General features: G+C 58.7%; 17 protein-coding genes. 1 reads left to right on the forward strand and 16 read right to left on the reverse strand.

What is annotated here, in order from left to right; all coding sequences use genetic code 11:
• Nucleotides 1-40 precede the first annotated feature (40 nt).
• The 15 genes from purB to AAHB08_RS04365 all read right to left on the reverse strand — a co-directional run bounded on the left by purB (nt 41) and on the right by AAHB08_RS04365 (nt 15323).
• A complete protein-coding gene (gene purB / locus AAHB08_RS04295; protein WP_139439357.1) occupies nt 41-1411 on the reverse strand; it encodes an adenylosuccinate lyase in 1371 nt (456 codons plus the stop codon).
• Between the two features lie 175 nt (nt 1412-1586).
• Nucleotides 1587-2198, reverse strand: a complete 612-nt coding sequence (gene hflD / locus AAHB08_RS04300) for a high frequency lysogenization protein HflD (protein WP_139439358.1) — start codon at nt 2196-2198, stop codon at nt 1587-1589.
• A gap of 23 nt (nt 2199-2221) precedes the next feature.
• Entirely contained in the window at nt 2222-3328 is a 1107-nt protein-coding gene (gene mnmA / locus AAHB08_RS04305) for a tRNA 2-thiouridine(34) synthase MnmA (RefSeq protein WP_342058204.1), read from the reverse strand.
• A gap of 157 nt (nt 3329-3485) precedes the next feature.
• Nucleotides 3486-3953 carry an NUDIX hydrolase gene (locus tag AAHB08_RS04310; RefSeq protein ID WP_342058205.1) on the reverse strand — a complete coding sequence of 156 codons (468 nt, stop codon included), beginning with the start codon at nt 3951-3953 and terminating at the stop codon, nt 3486-3488.
• Between the two features lie 64 nt (nt 3954-4017).
• Nucleotides 4018-4956: a 23S rRNA pseudouridine(2457) synthase RluE gene (rluE, locus tag AAHB08_RS04315; protein WP_446699508.1), complete on the reverse strand. Its 939-nt coding sequence runs from the start codon at nt 4954-4956 to the stop codon at nt 4018-4020.
• Nucleotides 4957-5052: 96 nt separating this feature from the next.
• Nucleotides 5053-5820, reverse strand: a complete 768-nt coding sequence (locus AAHB08_RS04320; RefSeq protein ID WP_342058207.1) for a PTS sugar transporter subunit IIA — start codon at nt 5818-5820, stop codon at nt 5053-5055.
• Entirely contained in the window at nt 5821-6126 is a 306-nt protein-coding gene (locus AAHB08_RS04325) for a PTS fructose transporter subunit IIB (RefSeq protein ID WP_342058208.1), read from the reverse strand. It lies immediately after the preceding gene.
• A gap of 211 nt (nt 6127-6337) precedes the next feature.
• On the reverse strand, nt 6338-7744 hold the full coding sequence (gene uhpT / locus AAHB08_RS04330; protein ID WP_139439364.1) for a hexose-6-phosphate:phosphate antiporter: 1407 nt from the start codon (nt 7742-7744) through the stop codon (nt 6338-6340).
• 460 nt (nt 7745-8204) lie between these two features.
• Entirely contained in the window at nt 8205-10112 is a 1908-nt protein-coding gene (locus AAHB08_RS04335) for a PTS fructose transporter subunit IIABC (RefSeq protein WP_342058209.1), read from the reverse strand.
• A gap of 566 nt (nt 10113-10678) precedes the next feature.
• On the reverse strand, nt 10679-11470 hold the full coding sequence (locus AAHB08_RS04340) for an XAC2610-related protein (RefSeq protein ID WP_342058210.1): 792 nt from the start codon (nt 11468-11470) through the stop codon (nt 10679-10681).
• 313 nt (nt 11471-11783) lie between these two features.
• Nucleotides 11784-12917 (reverse strand): hypothetical protein, encoded by a 1134-nt coding sequence (locus tag AAHB08_RS04345; protein WP_342058211.1) that lies wholly within the window; start codon nt 12915-12917, stop codon nt 11784-11786.
• Nucleotides 12914-13414 (reverse strand): DUF4365 domain-containing protein, encoded by a 501-nt coding sequence (locus tag AAHB08_RS04350; RefSeq protein WP_342058212.1) that lies wholly within the window; start codon nt 13412-13414, stop codon nt 12914-12916. The genes AAHB08_RS04345 and AAHB08_RS04350 overlap by 4 nt, the downstream gene beginning before the upstream one ends.
• A 542-nt stretch (nt 13415-13956) precedes the next feature.
• On the reverse strand, nt 13957-14433 hold the full coding sequence (locus AAHB08_RS04355) for a GNAT family N-acetyltransferase (protein WP_342058213.1): 477 nt from the start codon (nt 14431-14433) through the stop codon (nt 13957-13959).
• A 55-nt stretch (nt 14434-14488) separates the two neighbouring features.
• Nucleotides 14489-14770, reverse strand: a complete 282-nt coding sequence (locus AAHB08_RS04360) for a hypothetical protein (RefSeq protein WP_342058214.1) — start codon at nt 14768-14770, stop codon at nt 14489-14491.
• A gap of 133 nt (nt 14771-14903) precedes the next feature.
• Nucleotides 14904-15323 (reverse strand): MerR family transcriptional regulator, encoded by a 420-nt coding sequence (locus AAHB08_RS04365; protein ID WP_342058215.1) that lies wholly within the window; start codon nt 15321-15323, stop codon nt 14904-14906.
• Between the two features lie 214 nt (nt 15324-15537).
• Between AAHB08_RS04365 and AAHB08_RS04370 the strand changes: the two genes are divergently transcribed.
• On the forward strand, nt 15538-16791 hold the full coding sequence (locus AAHB08_RS04370) for an NADH:flavin oxidoreductase/NADH oxidase family protein (RefSeq protein ID WP_342058216.1): 1254 nt from the start codon (nt 15538-15540) through the stop codon (nt 16789-16791).
• On the opposite strand, the gene AAHB08_RS04375 is transcribed toward AAHB08_RS04370, so the two are convergent.
• A complete protein-coding gene (locus AAHB08_RS04375; RefSeq protein ID WP_342058217.1) occupies nt 16781-17995 on the reverse strand; it encodes an ROK family protein in 1215 nt (404 codons plus the stop codon). The two genes, AAHB08_RS04370 and AAHB08_RS04375, sit on opposite strands and share 11 nt — an antisense overlap.
• Nucleotides 17996-18090 lie beyond the last annotated feature (95 nt).

Below are 18090 nucleotides of genomic sequence, written 5' to 3' on the forward strand. Positions count from 1 at the left end.
TGCCGTCATGACAGAGCCCCCGCCGGTTCGGTTTAGCCGCTTACTTCAGCAGATCGACCAGACGCTGGGCCTGACCGAGGTAGTTGGCCGGAGTCAGCTTCTTCAGTTCGACCTTGACGGCCTCGGGCAGTTCCAGGGTGTCGATAAAGGTGCGCATGCCTTCGGCATCCACACGGCGGCCACGGGTCAGCTCCTTGAGCTTCTCGTAGGGCTTCTCGATGCCGTAGCGGCGCATCACTGTCTGGATGGGCTCGGCCAGCACTTCCCAGTTGGCGTCCAGATCGGCGGCCATGGCGTCCGCGTTGGCTTCCAGCTTGGAGATGCCCTTGAGGGTCGCCTGATAGGCAATCAGGGAGTAACCCACGGCCACCCCCAGGTTGCGCAGCACGGTCGAGTCGGTCAGATCACGCTGCCAGCGGGAGATGGGCAGCTTGGAGGCCAGATGCTGGAATACGGCGTTGGCCAGACCCAGATTGCCTTCGGAGTTCTCGAAGTCGATGGGGTTGACCTTGTGCGGCATGGTGGAGGAGCCGATCTCGCCCGCCACGGTGCGCTGCTTGAAGTGACCCAGGGAGATGTAGCCCCACACGTCCCTGTCGAAGTCGATGAGGATGGTGTTGAAGCGGGCCATGGCGTCGAACAGCTCGGCGATGTAGTCGTGGGGTTCGATCTGGGTGGTGTAGGGGTTCCAGGAAAGGCCCAAGGAGGTCACGAACTCCTCGGAGAACTGGTGCCAGTCCACTTCAGGGTAGGCGCTCACGTGGGCGTTGTAGTTGCCCACGGCGCCGTTGATCTTGCCGAGGATCTCCACCGCCATGATCTGCTTGTACTGGCGCTCCAGGCGATAGGCGACGTTGGCCATCTCCTTGCCCATGGTGCTCGGGGTCGCCGGCTGGCCGTGGGTGCGTGACAGCAGCGGCATGTCGCGGTACTCAACGGCCAGGCGCTTGAGCTCGGAAATCAGCTTCTCGCAATAGGGCTTGATGACCTCGTCGCGGGCGGTTTTCAGCATCAGGCCGTGGGAGTTGTTGTTGATGTCTTCCGAGGTGCAGGCGAAGTGGATGAATTCGCTGACGGCGGCCAGCTCCGGGTTCACTTCCACCTTCTCTTTCAGGAAGTACTCCACCGCTTTCACATCATGGTTGGTGGTGCGCTCGATCTGTTTGATGCGCGCGGCGTCCGCTTCGTTGAAGTTCAGGACTATGCCGTCCAGCACGGCATTGGCGGCCGCACTCAGGGCAGGGACTTCCGGGATCCCGGCGTGGCTGGCCAGTTTTTGCAACCAGCGCACCTCGACTTCGACGCGAAAACGCAGCAGACCGAATTCGGAGAAGATGGGACGCAGGGCATCGGCCTTGTCGCCATAACGACCGTCAATCGGGGAAACAGCAGTCAGCGCGGACAGCTCCATGGGGTGAACTCCTGATGATTGGTGTGGGGGATTCTCATCAACTCGCGCTCCTGTTACGAGACCGTTATCAAGGCTCATGTGCTGCTCGGCATCCTTATTTATCGACATAAACTCCGGTACCTGCGCTGCGCTTCACCTTGCTTCCGGCCTCTCACGACGGAGCTCGAGCCGATTCTTAGAAACGTTTGGCCAGTTCCACCATCTTCTTGCGAGCGAAGATGATCTGGGTACGGCTGCCGCCAAGCTGGCGCCACAGCACGCAGGCACGGATGCCTGCCAGCAGCAGGGCGCGCACCTTGTGCTGCACCAGTGGCTGCTGCAGGAACAGCGGGGTGCCCGCCACCTGGATGCGCGGCCCTATGGGGCTGATGAGATCGCTGTAGATGCTCGCCATGTTGGCCAGGATCTGCTCGTCGAGCAGATCGAAATGCTGTTGCTGGCGGCCGATCTGTCCGATCCGCTCCCCCAGCATGTTGAGAATGTCCTTGCGCTTGGCCAGCTTGCGCTCCAGCGCAATCAGGCTAACCACGTAGCGGGTCAGCTCGGCGTTCTTCTGGCTGCCGTCGGCCCCCAGCTGCTCCACCAGGGCGCGGTAACCGTCGCGGATGGCGAGGTGGCTGCCGAATACTTCCAGCGGCTGCTTGGGATTGGTCACCAGCACGCTTTGCAGGCTCTCGCGCAGGGAGGCCTCGTCACAGGTGCCGTCACGGGCCACTTTTTGCACCAGATAGGCCGCCTGGCAGATGCCGGCGAAAGCCATTGTTCTGTCTTGGAATTTGTCGCTCACGTCTGCTGCCTTCTGTTAAGGATTCAAACCGGATGGCTGAAACGCTGTTCTATGATGCCGCCGCCCAGGCAGACTTCCCCGTCGTAGAAGACGGCGGACTGGCCCGGGGTGACCGCAGCCTGCTTCTCGTCGAAGATGACCCGGATGGTCTCATCGTCGATGGGCTGGATGAGACAGGGAATATCCTGCTGGCGGTAGCGGGTCTTGACGGTGCAGCGGCGTGGCTCGCGAATGGGGGTGCGATCCACCCAGTGCAGCTGGCTCGCAATCAGACCATCGGAGTAGAGGCGCGGATGTTCGCCCTGCGCCACCACTAGCGTGTTGCGCTCCACCTCTTTGTCGACCACGTACCAGGCCTCTTCGGTGGCATCTTTGCGCCCACCGATGCCAAGCCCCTTGCGCTGGCCCAGGGTGTGATACATCAGACCCTGATGCTCGCCGATCACCTTGCCGTCCACGGTTTCGATGGGACCGGGCTGGGCGGGCAGGAACTTGGCCAGGAAGTCCTTGAACTTGCGCTCGCCGATAAAGCAGATACCGGTAGAGTCCTTCTTCTTGGCGGTGATGAGATCCAGCTGCTCGGCGATGCGGCGCACCTCCGGCTTCTCCAGATCGCCGACCGGGAACAGGCTCTGACCCACTTGCTTTTCGCTCAGGGTGTAGAGGAAGTAGCTCTGATCCTTGTTGGTATCCAGGCCGCGCAGCAGGCGCGGGCGGCCGGTGCTGTCGTCACGGCGCACATAGTGGCCGGTGGCGATGTAGGTGGCACCCAGCTCTTCGGCGGCAAATTCCAGGAACGCCTTGAACTTGATCTCCTTGTTGCACAGGATGTCCGGGTTCGGCGTGCGCCCCGCCTTGTACTCTTCCAGGAAGTGCTCGAACACGTTGTCCCAGTACTCGGCGGCGAAGTTGATGGTGTGCAGCTTCATGCCCAGCTTGTCGCAGACGGCCTTGGCATCAGCCAAATCCTGGGAGGCGGAGCAGTACTCGTCCGTGTCGTCTTCTTCCCAGTTCTTCATGAACAAGCCTTCGACCTGATAACCCTGCTGCTGGAGCAGGTAGGCCGAGACGGAAGAATCCACGCCGCCGGACATGCCGACGATCACCTTGATTTGGCTGTTGTCTGTCATTAGTCGAAGTTACCAGTTCGTTTAAACGGGGCGTATTCTACCAGAGTTTTGCGCCCCCGGTCACATCTCCCTGCCGTCGTTCCCCTCGGGAGCCTGGCGGCGGGAAATCGTTTTTCCATCGTTTGCCAGGATGGGCAAAAAACGGCTTCAATTGGCCTCAGATAAAGGCCTTGAGCGCCGACAGGGGCAGGCGGGTGCCTGCCAGATAGTCCTGGATGCACTGCCACACCAGCGGGCTTCGCAGGGCGGGCTTGCACTCGGCTATCTCCGCCAGGGTGAGCCAGTGGCAGGCCAGCACATCGCCGTCGGGATCCTCTGGATGGTGCTGACCCGGCGCCTTTTCAAGGTCGAAGATGACGGCAGTGCGCACGAAGGTGGCCTCGCTGTCCGCCGGTTTGAACAGATAGACCCCGAGCCAGGCGCTGGGGGCTGCGGTGAGCCCCGTCTCCTCCTTGAGCTCGCGGCAGGCCGCCTCAATCATGTTCTCCCCCGGCTCCACGTGGCCGGCGGGCTGGTTGAAGTGGCGCTGACCCTTGATCTCCTCCTCCACCAGCAGGAAGTGGCCCTGCCAGTGTACCAGGGCGGCCACGGTGAGGCGGGTGGGCAGCGGTGGGTGATCGCTCATGAGGACTCCTTGTCTCGTTGGCTGTGCCCCGGCGGGGGCGTTCGATGCAGATCCGCTGTCGCCATCATTCTGACGGCTTGGTGCGGGCCGGGCGGCGGGCGGTGCCGCGCCCGCTGTTGCGATTGCCCGGGCGCGGGTCTGCCTCGCGGTTGCCTCGCTCCTGGCGTGGTTCCTGAGGCTGTCGCCGGGCCTGGGGGCTGCGGGCCGCTCGGGGCTCGTTGCTGCCAGTGCCCTCGGGTTTGGTTGATGCCCGCGGCTTGCCGTGCGCTGGCGCTGATCGCGGTGCCTGCGCCAGCTCGGGGGCGGGCAGGGCGCGGCTCTCCCCCGGCGCCAGACCATCTAACGTCCAGTCACCGATGGCGTAGCGAATGAGGCGCAATGTGGGGTGGCCGATATGGGCCGTCATGCGCCGCACCTGGCGGTTGCGACCCTCCACAATCTTGATCTCCAGCCAGCTGGTGGGGATCTCTTTACGCTCGCGAATGGGCGGATTGCGTGGCCACAGATCGGGCTCGGCCATGATGCGCGCCCCGGCGGGCAGCGTCATGCCGTCGTTGAGCTCCACCCCGGCGCGCAGGGCGGCCAGTGCCGCCTCGCTCGGCACGCCTTCCACCTGCACCCAGTAGGTCTTGGGGGTCTTCTCCCCCGGCTGGGTGAGGCGCGCCTGCAGCTTGCCGTCGTTGGTGAGCAGCAAGAGCCCCTCGCTGTCTCTGTCCAGCCTGCCTGCGGCATAGATGCCGGGTTCCCTGATGTAATCCTTGAGGGTCTCGCGCCCCGCCTCGTCGGTGAACTGGCAGAGCACCATGTAGGGCTTGTTCAGCAGCAAGAGCCTGCGATCTGCCGGTGCCACCTCTGGTTTTTGCCCCGCCACTCTGGCGTCGCCCGCCTGCCGGGTGCCGGCCCGCGAGCGTGCAAGGCCGGGCTTGTGGGCTTCATCCTGTGCAAGGCGGCCAGTGGCGCTGGGGCGGCCGGAAAGGGAGAGGCGGGGACGGGCAGGTTTCATCGCGTGCATACCAAAAACAGGGGATGCCGGAGTGTATCACGGCGGCGCTCGCCATGGGGCATCGGGGATGCGCGCACCCGGGCAGGCCTGCGCCTCTCAGCCGAGCAGGCTGTCGATGACGATGGCCTGGCGGGCGGGGGCCGAGCTTGCGTGCAAGAGCGCCGTGCTGACCACCTCGTCCATCAGGGCGCGGGCCAGCCGGGTGAGGGGGCGCAGCTGCTCGGGGGCCAGAGCGGCCGGGATGGCCAGCAATATGATGGTCTGCACAGGTCCGAGCGCCGATCCCCAGGGGAGGGGGTCATCGCAGCTAAGCAGCGAGAGGCTTGGCCTGGTGATGGCGGGGCAGATCACATGGGGCATGGCGAGGCCAGGCCTGATGATGGTGGCGGCGAGCCGCTCCCGATCCGCGATGGCCTGCTCCAACGCGGCTCTGTCGCGCACCCGCTCCCCCGGCAGCAGATCCACCAGGATTTGCAACGCCAGCGCCTTGTCGAGGGGGGCCGAGCTATGGCCGAGCTGGGCGAGGGAAAAACCGTAGTCGGGCAGGGCGGCGGTCAGCCGTTGTTCGGCCCGGGCCGAGGTGGCGGGGCGCCCCAGCGGCTGGCCCAGCTCCACGCACCAGCAGGTGAAGGCCATGTGGGCGAGCTCGGCATCCAGCCCTTCGATCAGCAACTGGCAGAGATCCCCGGGCTGGGTGGCCAGGGTGAGCAGGGCGAGCTGGCTGGTCGCCTCTGCCCGCTGGCGACGGCTGATGTTGATGAAGAGGATCTGGGACTTGAACAGCCCGGCCAGTCGACAGAGCTGCTTGGCCTGGGTGATGGTCAAGCCCTGCTGGCAGCAGAAGGTGAGCTCGCGGCGGAGCATTCAGGCGCCGGGGGTGACGGCTTTGAGCACGGCGGCGGCCTCCAGCAGCACGGACTCCAGGGATACCTGGCGCACATTGCAGCCGAGGAAGCGCTCCTTCTGCTCGATCTCGATGTCGGAGGCGATCAGCACCAGATCCGCGCTGGCGATCTCCCGGGCGGTCAGCACGTTCTCCAGCCCCATGGCGCCCTGGGTCTCCACCTTGATCTTGAGCCCCAGTTTGTCGGCGGCTTTTTGCAGCGCCTCGGCGGCCATGTAGGTGTGGGCTATGCCGGTGGGGCAGGCGGTGACGGCGAGGATCTTCATGGGCTCTCGAAGCAAATTGAGGTGGGGCAACAAGATAACGCCATGGGGCGGCTTTTGCCAAAGGTGCGGGGTGAAAGTGGGATCTTGGCGGCGCTCTGGTGCCGCTTTGCGCAAGGTGTGGCCCCGTTTGAGTGTGGGGCTGTGCGGATAAAAAACGGCCCGCCAGAGGGCGAGCCGAATGCATATCAGGAGATAAAGCGGATGGCGGCTATCAGGCGGACTGGGTGGCCAGCTCGGCGGCGCGCAGTTCCCGTTTGATGCGGCGGATCTTGCGCTCCTCGGCCACGGCGACGCAGGCCATCAGCACCAGGCAGGCGGCGGCGGCCATGTCCAGCGCCGCGAAGGTGCCGGTCCAGCCGGTCAGGCCGAAGATGGGGGTGCCGTCGGCTATCATGCCCAGCCCCAGCTTGGCGAAGCTGTCACCAATGAGGTAGGCGAAGGTGCCCTTGACCCCGTCGGCCACGCTGATCCCCTGCTTGGGCACGAAGCCCACGGCGGCCACGCCGATCAGCAGCTGCGGACCAAACACCAGGAAGCCCAGCAGGAACAGGGAGCCCAGGAACATGAACTGGGTGGTGGCATGCTGGTAGAGCCCCAGGGTGGCGATGATGAGCGCCAGTGCCACGCAGGCCACCAGACCACGGCGACCGTTCGCCAGATCCGAGAGGTAGCCCCACATCAGGGTGCCGACCAGGGCGCCCACTTCGAAGAAGGTGAAGCCCTGGATGGCGACTTCCTTGGAGAAGCCGAGCTCCTGGTGGGCGTAGACGGTGGACCACTGGTCGATGCCGATGCGCACCACGTAGAGGAAGATGTTGGCAAAGCACAGCAGCCAGATCACCTTGTTCATCAGCACGTACTTCACGAAGATCTGCCACTTGGTCAGCTTCTGCTCTTCGGTGGCGATGTCCTCTTCGCTGGCCACTTCGTCAAACAGCTCCTCCACCTTGCCAAGGCCATAGGCCTCCGGCGAGTCGCTGCCAAAGCGCAGGCCGATAAAGCCGACAATGAGCGCAATCATGGAGGGGAAGATGAACATGCCGAGCACGTTGCCATCGAACAGGTAGTTGGCACCGAACAGCGCCACACCAGCCGCACCGGCGCCGCCCACGTTGTGGGAGAGGTTCCACATGCCGAGGTAGGTGCCGCGCTTGTTGCGGGGGGTCCACTTGGTGATGGTGGAGTAGCTGCAGGAGCCACCACAGCTCTGGAAGAAGCCGCTCAGGGCATAGAAGAAGATCATGAAGTAGAGGCTAAAACCCGTGCCCCCCATGCTGGCACTGAAGCCCAGCATGCAGAGGGCGGAGAGGATCAGCATCAGCGGCAGGAACTGCTTGGTGTTCTTGCCATCGGCATAGTAGGAGACGACCGTCTTGCCCACCCCGTAGGTGATGGAGAAGCCAAGGCCTATCATGCCGAGCTCGGTCATGGAGAGACCGTACTCCTGGATCATGTCGTTCTGGGCGATGTTGAAGTTCTTGCGGATCAGATACATGGTCAGATAGCCAATAAATACAACCAGATAAGATTGCATGAATGGCTTGAACCAGAGCTTGCGCCGGGCTTCGACCGGCAGGTCCAGGGTGGGGATCCGGACCTGTTCGAGCAGTTTAAACATCTTCGTTCATCCTCTGCGAGATAGACGCTATTCCCGCCGCGTTCCTCATTTGTGTATTGAACTCGTTCAATCTGTTATGGGAGGTCACGCCACGGGAAGGGCGACAGGAAGAGGGCGAACTGCAGAGCGCTCCCCTGTCGATTGAACCCATGCCCGGCCCTGGCGCCTGCGCTGGGGTCGGGTAACTACATCAGGTAGGTCGACTGTAAAGAGGCGGGATGGGGATGGCGTGAGAGCCATCCCTAGGGGACTTAAGAAAATTTCCTAGTTTGGCGGCTTGTGGCCCTGAAGCGTGAAGGGGATCACAGAGTCGGCTCACTGGCCTGCGCACCCCGGGTGGCGCGACGCGCAGTGGTGGGAGCCATCAGGCTCGCAACCCGGCGGCAAGGGGGGGCGCAAAAACAAGCAGGCCACCCGGGGGTGGCCTGCTGTCATCTCAAGTGCGTGGGGTCAACAAGGGTCAGGCTGCCTTGGCCAGGGTCACCTCGTCACTCTTTTTAACCCGCAGTTTTTTCAGGGCAACCGCCACCACGCCGGTGACGATGGCGCCGCAGATCATGCAGAGCAGGGCCAGCAGCGGCTTGTTGACGGCGCCGAGCAGGGCCACGATGGGGCCACCGTGGGCCACGCTGTTGGTGATGCCAAACAGGAAGGCCATCACGGCGGCTGTCATGCTGCCCAGCACGTTGGCGGGAATGACGGCGAGCGGATCCCGGGCGGCGAACGGAATCGCCCCCTCGGAGATCCCCACCAGACCCATGGCACCGGCGGCCTTGCCCGCCTCGATCTCGGAGGCGTCGAAGATGCCGAGCTTGCGACCGAGCACTGTGGCCAGCGACATGCCAAGGGGCGCCGCCGGGATGGCGCAGGCCATGGCCCCCATGAACTGGGTCTGGCCGGAGGCAATCATGCCGACGGAGAACAGGAAGGCCACCTTGTTGACCGGGCCGCCCATGTCAAAGCCCGCCATGCCCCCGAGAACTATGCCCAGCAGCACCAGGCTGCCGCCGCTCATGGAGAGCAGCATGGCGTTCAGACCCGTCATCATGTCGGCAATGGGGGCGCCGATGATGAAGATGAAGACCGCGGCGATAAAGAGCGACCCGACGATGGGGGCGATCAGGATCGGCACCAGCGGCTGCACCATCTTGTGGTAGTGGCGGGTCGCAATCCATCGCACCAGGTAGCCGACCAGCAGGCCCGCTATGATGGCACCGATAAAGCCGGTGCCGGCGTCGGCGCCGTAGAAGCTGCCGTTGTTGGCGATCCAGCCGCCGATAAAGCCCGGCGCCAGGGCGGGGCGATCACCGATGGCGTAGGCGATGTAGCCCGCCAGTATAGGGATCATCAGGGTGAAGGCGGCGACCCCCACGTTGAGGATCTGGTTCCACATGCTCCCTGCCGGGATCTGCATGCCGCTCGGGGTCGGATCGCCGCCGATGGCGAGCGCCAGGGCGATCAAGAGGCCCCCGGTCACCACGAAGGGGATCATGTGGGAGACGCCGTTCATCAGATAACGGTAAAGATCCGAGCTGCCGCCCGCGCTCTTCTCCTCGCTCTTGCGCTCATCCTTGTCCGCCACATAGGCGGGGGCCTTGAGCGCCTGCTCGATGAGGCCCTTGCCATCCTTGATGGGCGCCTTCACGCCGGTCTTGATGAGCGGCTTGCCGTTGAAGCGGGTCATGTCCACCTGCTTGTCGCAGGCCACGACGATGGCGCTGGCGCGGGCGATCTCGGCAGGTGTAGGGCTGTTCTTGACGCCGATGGAGCCGTTGGTCTCCACCTTCACCTCGTACCCCAACTCCTTGGCGGCGCGCTCCAGGGATTCCGCCGCCAGATAGGTGTGGGCGATGCCGGCCGGGCAGCCGGTGACGCCGATGATCAGCCCCTTGTCGGCGGCCGGGGTGGCAACCGTCTCTTCTTTCTTCTCGAGCAAGAGCGCCAGTGCCTCGGCCGAGGTCTTGGCGGCCAGCAGGGCATCGATAAAGCCCTCTTCGATCAGCTTGGCGGAGAGCTCGGCCAGCACCTCGATATGGTGATTGGCGCCACCCGCCGGGGAGGCAATCATGAAGAACAGCCGGGAGGGCTTGCCATCCTCGGCGCCGTAATCGATGCCGGCGCGGCTGATGCCGATGGCCACCGCCGGGGTGCTCACCGCAGCACTCTTGGCGTGGGGCAGGGCGACGCCCTCCTCGAAGCCGGTGTTGTCCAGCTCTTCCCGGGCCCACAAGTCCTTGATGAACTGCTGCTCGTCGCTGACCTTGCCTTGGGCGACCAGCAGGCGGGTCATCTCGGTGAAGACCTCCTCCTTGCCCGTGGCCTTTAAATCGAGCGCGATCAGCTGCTCGTTGATAAGGGTGGTGATCATGGCGTTCTCCCTGCTCCCTTGATGGAGCCTGTTGGCATGCCGTGCACACGGCATGCAGACAAAATTGACACGACTATTATCGCGCCGGGTCGCACGCCACCCTATCGGACAAATGTGCGAATGACTGGATTTTTGTGCGGCAAGATTCCGAGTGTGAGCCGGATCCCAAAGCGAGGTATTGGATAGAGAACATCAGGTTTGCATTTTTTAATAAATGAAATCATGTAGTTATTTACTTGTTTGTTGCAGCCACATCGCTGTGGCCCTACCAGTCTGGGCGGGAGAGAGAAGCTTTTTCTATAAATTTGTGAGGATGGATGATGGGGCTGGATGTGATCCGACGCACATAAATGGCGGTAATCAGGGGAGCTTGGGGGTGGGCACACTGGAGAAATGGGCTTGGCGAGCGGGATTTGTGGGGGTAACCGTAGGGTGCAATGAACGAAGTGAAATGCACCGCCTATCACGGTGATCGGAAGGTAGAGGTGCAATGCGCTGTGCTTATTGCACCCTACTGAATTGATGACGCGAATGTCTGAATGCGCTTGGATATTAAAATTTCTAGGTTAACTTTTGGCTATTGCCTCTGGAAGATAGATCCAGCGGATAAGAGGGCCTTTTCTAGATACAAAGCGAATTTTAATCCAATCATCTTTTTGTTGAAGAATTTCTACTTTGTCATTATGAATAAGATAGGCTTTGGTCTTTGATGTTTCTTCAGGTGATGAGTAGAGAAATACTTTCTTGGATATGACTGACCAGATGATTTTCTTGCCATCAAAGTCAATCGCAACGGTGTCCAGTTTCTCCCCCTTCTGATTAAATGTGTGCTCGTAAAGAGGGAAGGTATCGATCTCGGAGCTTTGGTTCTGATACTCTGTTGTTTTATATAGCCAGAGTTCACCTTGGGCGTTATATCGGTAAGTGTCGTAATACCATACAGGACCAGAGCGGCAAGAGCTGACCAAAGACAGATCATCTAATCGAACAGCAAGGTTGTAGAGATCCCCGCAGGCAGATGCTGGCATTTTAGAGTCTGAAAATTTTAGCTCTTTGAATGCTGAATTCACATGTTCATATAAGAACACATAAAAGACATTATTTACCATGCCGAGAGAGTTAATTATGGCAATATCCTGATAGCCATCAAAGTTGAAATCTTGTATGACAATGTCAGATTGCTGATCATCATCAACACATTTCAGTTGTTGCTTATCTTTTTCGGTAGCAACTAAATAATAACATCCATTTTCTTTTTGTATTTCAACTTTCACTCTATCAATAACATAAAATGAGTTCGTCGTTGCAGAGACGGAGAAACATAATAATAAAGCAGTAATAATGATAAGATATTTCATGTTGATGTGTCTTATTACCTTGTTTTTATAAAGTATTGTTCATGTCATAACTTTTTTGTTTTTCAATTATTTATGTAGGCCACATAGAAATCTATTAACACATTTGCTTTCCCTAGCCAGAGTTGCCAATAATGCATCGCCTTATTAAGTAACTGGCACTAATATCATCATGCTTTTTGGTAAAAATCAGGTGGTACAGTTTTTATCACACTTCTCGGAAGTGGATGTGTTCGCGAATACACTTCTCTATTCGTACCTATTTATTAAAGTTATGATGATATATAATTAATAGTATAAAGTATCTCATGAAGACTTATATAGTTTTACCTATTACCTTAAAATTAGTTGGTTCAAGTAATTTAGCTGATTTGGCAGTGACATGCAGAACTCCCTTGCAGCTAATTAATTCAGAGCTTTCATGTGCATGTACCGCTTGCCAATATTCTGCAAGTTTTAATTGAATGGTTACATTTTTCTCAATGCCATGAATTGATGAACGAACAGTTATTTCTCCGAAGTCATCCTCAGAAAGATGCGTCATTTTACTCACCAACCCAAAAGCTTCATATTCTTTTATAACATAGTTGCCTTTGTAGAAGGCTGATGCCAATTCTAGCAGTGGAACTTGTTCTGGCGAGAATTCGAATTCGGTGGGAAGTACTTGGGTATCTAACTCAACACCTGCTCGGCATATATTAATAGTAAAAGACCTGCTCTTTGTGATACCTGTTAATCCAATTAATGCATCGCATAGATTGGCACTGACACCATGGTTAACTACAGACTCAAATTCAAATATGCTCTCAGTTCGTTTGTAAGACTCTATGCCTCGTCCAATAGCAACTAGACTGCGTGATAAATTATTAGTGATCGCTCGAGTAATCGACATTTTATCTTGTTCTACTTGCGAGTTTATAGTGTCAGATATTGGGGCTATAAGGTTTACAATAAAACTGCCTACTTCAGTTTGACCAAGTCGAAGTTGTTTAATAAAATTTTGTGCTTCGAGATTACGTTGCCCAGTAAAGTAGGACCTTTTATTAAAGGTAGATAGTGTTGTTGCAGTTAATAAATCCCGAGATTTTTCTATTAATAGAACACCATCATCGATAGGTATTGTACCCTCTTCAACATCAGAGTGAACAACACGTATTTTAACGCTATCAGAAAAAAAACTCTCAATTTCTTTGAGTATGTTATGAGGATCTCGATCTTCGAAAATTGCCAATTCATTAATAGCATCGATTATTCGTTGGCAATAGCCTTTAATTTCCATTGATTTAGGCAGTATTACCTCAAAATTAAAATGTTCTTTGTCTGAACGATGCCAAATTGTTGCTTGCCCTAAAAGATCTCCTTCTGCAACCCATCCTTTGGATAACAAATAACCCTCTAGATTTATAGGCGGTATTTTAATCGATACATTCTTTAACGGAGAAGATATCATGCAGTAATCCCCCTCTTGCTTGCAAGCTCCATTAAGGAAAGCATGCTGGAGGCAGTTAATATGTTTGACCTTGAGATCTTGATTGTGACTGAGGCGTCATTACTAGTGGGTTCTAAATTGCTCAGATTGAACCAATAACAACAATGTTTAACTTTCATATGATCTATTTCATGAGCCAGCCAGATTTCCGTGTCCTTAGGAACAACCAAAATGAATAAATACCTAGGGCATAACAAATTGTCTGCACGCAAGTCATTATAGTTCTTTATTGAAAGCTGATATGATAAATATTCATCGCAACCAGTATCCCTCTCGGTGCATTTTAATTGTATTTCTAACTGCGGATTTCTAATTCCTGAAGAAAATCCACGGCCTTTTAAAATTAGATCTACGCTATCATCATCAACATCTGGTATGGCAGATCTAAAGCCTACTTGGGCAGCAATTGCACTAACATAAGCTCTGCTCAATAATTCTTTTCTTTGACTTGTATCCATTTAAATTAACCAAATCAATTCATTTTTAATGAAAGGCTGTAGGCTCGATTAGTGAAGCGTTATCGGGTATTTGCGGAAATCATATTAAAAGGTGATATTCCCAAATTACAATAGCTTGATAATTTATTAATTATCAAGCTACTTACATTTATTTTAACAGCTGAAAGTGGCGGTAAACATCGTTGTTATTAAGGCCACCTACGTTCTGGCTGACGAGGATAGGAGAAGTGATTCCTTGCACCAGCACCAGTTTCTGCGCTTAGAGCACCCGCGTATAGAGTCGCACCATGCAGGAGAAAAGGAAGGGCGGAATTCCACGCTACCGCCCGTGGATTACAGCCTCCAGCCTGCTACATTCGTCCGACGATGTGGTGGATGGCGAAACGGCTGCACAGATGTGTCTCTGCAAGAATGGTTGCCAAGTGGGCATCTTAACCAAGGTGATTGGGTGGCAAAACAGGAAGCTGATAAAAATCAGCCGCAGATCAACAAATTGCTTGATAAGGATAATGGGTTGGCTGTCGCCTGCCGGTAGCAACGGGTTACTGGTCGCTATGGAGCGGGATATAGGGCTCCAACACCAGCGAGAGTCGCAGCATGTCCTTGTGCTGGATGCCATGCTCCATCAGAGGCTCCGGGTAGTGGGTAAGGAAGTGATCCTTGATGACGGCATCGACGCGAAAGCCGTGGCGCTGGTAATAGGTGAGCTGGTGGCCGAAGCTGCCGGTACCGAGCTCGACGCGCCATACCCCTTTCCCGGCCAGGCTGGTCAGCACGAAGCGCAGCAGGCCGGAGCCGATGCCTTGCTGCTGTCGAGTGGGGGCAACGGCGATATTGAAGATCTCGGCCGTTTGCTCCCCCACTAGACCCGCCACACAGGCTCCCACTACCTCGTTGCCCGCCAGGGCGGCAAAGCCCCAGGCGCCGGGCAGATAGGCGGCAATGCGCTGTTCTGCGGGATCGGCCTCCAGCAGCAGTGCCAGCGGCAGTTGGTCGGGGTCCATCTCGACAAACTTCATCTTTATTTCTCTTCGATCTCGCTCTGACGGTCCGGGGTGTGCCGTCCTCTGGGCCTCAATATTCCAGAAACTTCTCCCCGCAGCGCTCGCAGATCAGGTGCTTTACATGGGTGGTCTGATAAGCCAGGGTCGAGCCGAATGCCCAGTTGGTGATGCTGCTGGAAGTAAAGGCTTGCCAGAAGGCCTTGCGCGGATCCTTGGGCACGATGTCCTGACTGTGATCGCGAGGGACCAGCACTACGATATGGCGAGTGCGCTCAGCGCATTTGTCGCAGCGATGGATTTCGCTCTGCGCCTGCTGTTCACTCTGTTTTTGCTGTTCACGCTGGGCTGTCATGATGAGCACTCTCCTGCTGATGGCGCGCCCATCATAATCCTCTCCACTTGGCTCTCACCCCCCCATATGGTGTGGCTCCATTGAGGGAGGAGCCCCTTTTCTGTGTGGTGGCATGAGGGCATGGCGATGTCGATCAGGGCTGTTTGGGGGATGTGATGCCCATGCTGGCCAGTACCCGGGCGGCGTTCTCCTCGCACGGCATCTCGTCGGGTTTGGACTCCACCAGCCGGATCAGGGTCTGCAACTGCTGCTTGCTGTGGGCAAGCCTTGCCTCCAGCACCTCGATGTCGCTCACCTTGGCCTTGAGCGCCGCCAGCAGCGGGGCCTGTTGCCAGGTGCCGATATCCGCCGGCACCAGTTGCTTGATCTCGTCGAGGGAGAAGCCCGCCTGCTGGGCCTGGCCGATGATGGTCAGCAGCTGCACCGTTTCGGGCGGGTAGTCGCGATAGCCGTTGGCACCCCGTCGCACCTTGCTGAGCAGGCCCCTGGCTTCGTAGAAGCGGATGGCCGAGGCCGCCATGCCGGTCTGTCTGGCCAGTTCACCTATCTTCATCTTGCCTCCTGGGCTCGGGTTGGCGGGGCCGCCCGCCGAAGGGCGGGATCAGGGAGGATTCTAGGGTTAAAGCCCGCTTGAATGTCAACGGCCCCGAGCAAGGGCGGTGTGGGTGGATGGCGTTTCCCCATCGCAACGGCATCCCGACAAAGGGGCTTGACCTTCAAGTCAGCTTCAAACTTATGGTGGGGCCCTCACTACCGAGGAGATCGCCATGAACCCCTTTACTCCCCTGACCCTGCCGAGTGGCAGCCAGCTTATCAACCGCCTCGCCAAGGCGGCCATGGAAGAGAACATGGCCGACCGTGACCATGCCCCCTCAGAGGCGCTGATCCGCCTCTATCGCACCTGGGCTGAGGGTGGCGCCGGCCTCATCATCACCGGCAATGTGATGGTGGACGGCCACGCCATGACGGGAGCGGGGGGCGTGGTGCTCGACTCCCCGGAGCTATCCCCACAGCTGGCCGGGCGTTTCAGTGCCTGGGCCGAGGCGGCCAAGAGCGGGGGCGCCCAGATCTGGATGCAGATCAACCACCCCGGCCGCCAGATGCCGGCAGCGCTGGGGCAGCCCACCCTGGCGCCTTCCGCCGTGCCCATGGCGCTTGGCAGTTTCTCCAAACAGTTCGCCCCGCCCAGGGCCATGAGCGAGCGCGATATTGCCGAGGTAAAGGCGCGCTTTATCAACACGGCGCGGCTGGCACAGGATCTGGGCTTTGACGGGGTGCAGATCCACGCCGCCCACGGTTATCTGTTGAGCCAGTTCCTCTCGCCGCTCACCAACCTGCGCCGCGATCGTTGGGGCGGCAGCCTTGAGAATCGTGCTCGCTTGCTGCTGGAGATAGTGCAGGGGATCCGTGAGCAGGTGGGGGAGCGCTTCTCACTGTCGGTCAAGCTCAACTCCGCCGACTTTCAGCGTGGTGGCTTCAGCACCGAGGATGCCAGGGCTGTGGTCGAGATGCTCAACCCCCTCGGAGTGGACCTGGTGGAGCTCTCCGGCGGCAGTTACGAGGCGCCCGCCATGCACGGCCAGGCCCGGGATGGCCGCACCCTGGCGCGGGAAGCCTATTTTCTGACATTCGCCGAAGAGATAGTGAGCGCCGCCCGCATGCCCGTGATGGTGACCGGGGGGATCCGTCGTTATCCGGTGGTGGAGCAGGTGCTCGGCAGCGGAGTGGCGGTCGTCGGCATGGCTACCGCGCTTGCCATAGCACCGGATCTGCCCGCCAGATGGCGCCGGGAACAGGCGGCCAGCACCGAGCTGCGCCCCATCCCCTGGCGCAACAAGGTGCTGGCCTCGGTGGGCTACATGGCGATGGTGAAATACCAACTGCGGCGGCTGGGCCGCGGCCAGCCGAGCCGCCCCAAGGTCGCACCCGCCCTGGCGCTGGCCTGCCAGCAGTGGCAGACCCTGCGTGGCAACGCCCGCTATCGGCGCTGGATCAAGGGGCGACCCGTTTTCACTGGCTAAAGCCTGCTGCATCACGCTGCGCCAGTGCCCGCTCCACATAGAGATAGCCGATGCCCGCCACCTGCTGGGGACGAGTGAGCTCGCCAAAGCGCAATTGGGTCGCATTGACGGCATCGCTGCAGTCGAAGGGGTTGGCACCGGTCTGGCTGACGATGGTCTGCAGCCAGGGCTCGCCGAAGTCGCAGCTGCGGCCATAGAGCCAGATGCGGTTGATGTTGAGGATATTGAGGAAGTTGTAGAGGCTCAGGCCAATGGCGCGTGCCCCCTCGTCCACCAGGGTGCGGATCATGGCATCTCCCTGGTGGTAGAGCACGAGCAGCTGGGCCGTGTCGAGCTCTCCGCCTGCCGGCGCCGGGTTGTCGGCACTGGCTTGCTGCTTGAGAAAGACCCTTGCCCGCTTCTTGATGGCAAACAGCGAGGCGACCGTCTCCAGGCAGCCATAGCGGCCGCAGGCACAGGCGCTGCCGTCCGGGTTGATGATGGTGTGGCCTATCTGGCCGCTGCCAAAGAGGGCGCCCCGGTAGATCTGGCCGTTGATGATAAAGGCGGAGCCGATGCCATAGTCGACGTTGATGACGCAAAAATCCCCGTTTCCTTCCCGGCCCTGCCACTTCTGGGCCAGCGCTAGCATGATGCAGTCGTTATCCACCATCACCTCGCAGCCGAGGCGCTCCTCCAGCAGATACTTGAGCTCGACCGGCGCGTGCCAGGGGGCCTGCGGCATGGTTTGCGACACCCCGGTGGCCGGGTTGACCTGGCCGTGTACCGCCAGCGCCAGCCGGATCGCCAGCCCCTTATGGCGGCGCTTGTGCTGGTAGTAGTGCGCTTCAATCAGGCACAGCAGCTCATCGGGGGTCTGCGGGGCTATCTTCTGGGCGCTGAACTCATCCAGCGGGGTGATCAGGTTGTCCACCAGTATGCTCTCCAGGCTGGTGGGGCTGATATTGAGGCAGAGGATGGCCCCCTGGCCACTGGCGATGCGGTAGCTGCCGCCGTTGATGCCGCGCAGGGAGAGGTTCTGCTCGCTGTGGCTGATGGTGCCGTCGGTCACCAGATCGTCGAGGATCTTGCTGACCGCCGGGATGGAGAGCTCACAGTGGCGGGCCAGAGTGGACTTGCTCGCCTCCTTGAGCTGGTAGAGCAGCGCCAGCAGCACTTGCTTGTTGTGGTGGCGTACCTTCTGGTTGTTCAGGCCAACGATCATCAGTTCACTAAACTCCGCTTACTGTATTGCGTGATCTTTAAGCGAAAATCGCCGTCATCGCCATCTTAAACTGGCCTCATGGAAACGTTTACTAA

Origin of the sequence: Aeromonas sp. OTU364, from assembly GCF_038440395.1 — a bacterium.
Classification (GTDB): domain Bacteria; phylum Pseudomonadota; class Gammaproteobacteria; order Enterobacterales; family Aeromonadaceae; genus Aeromonas.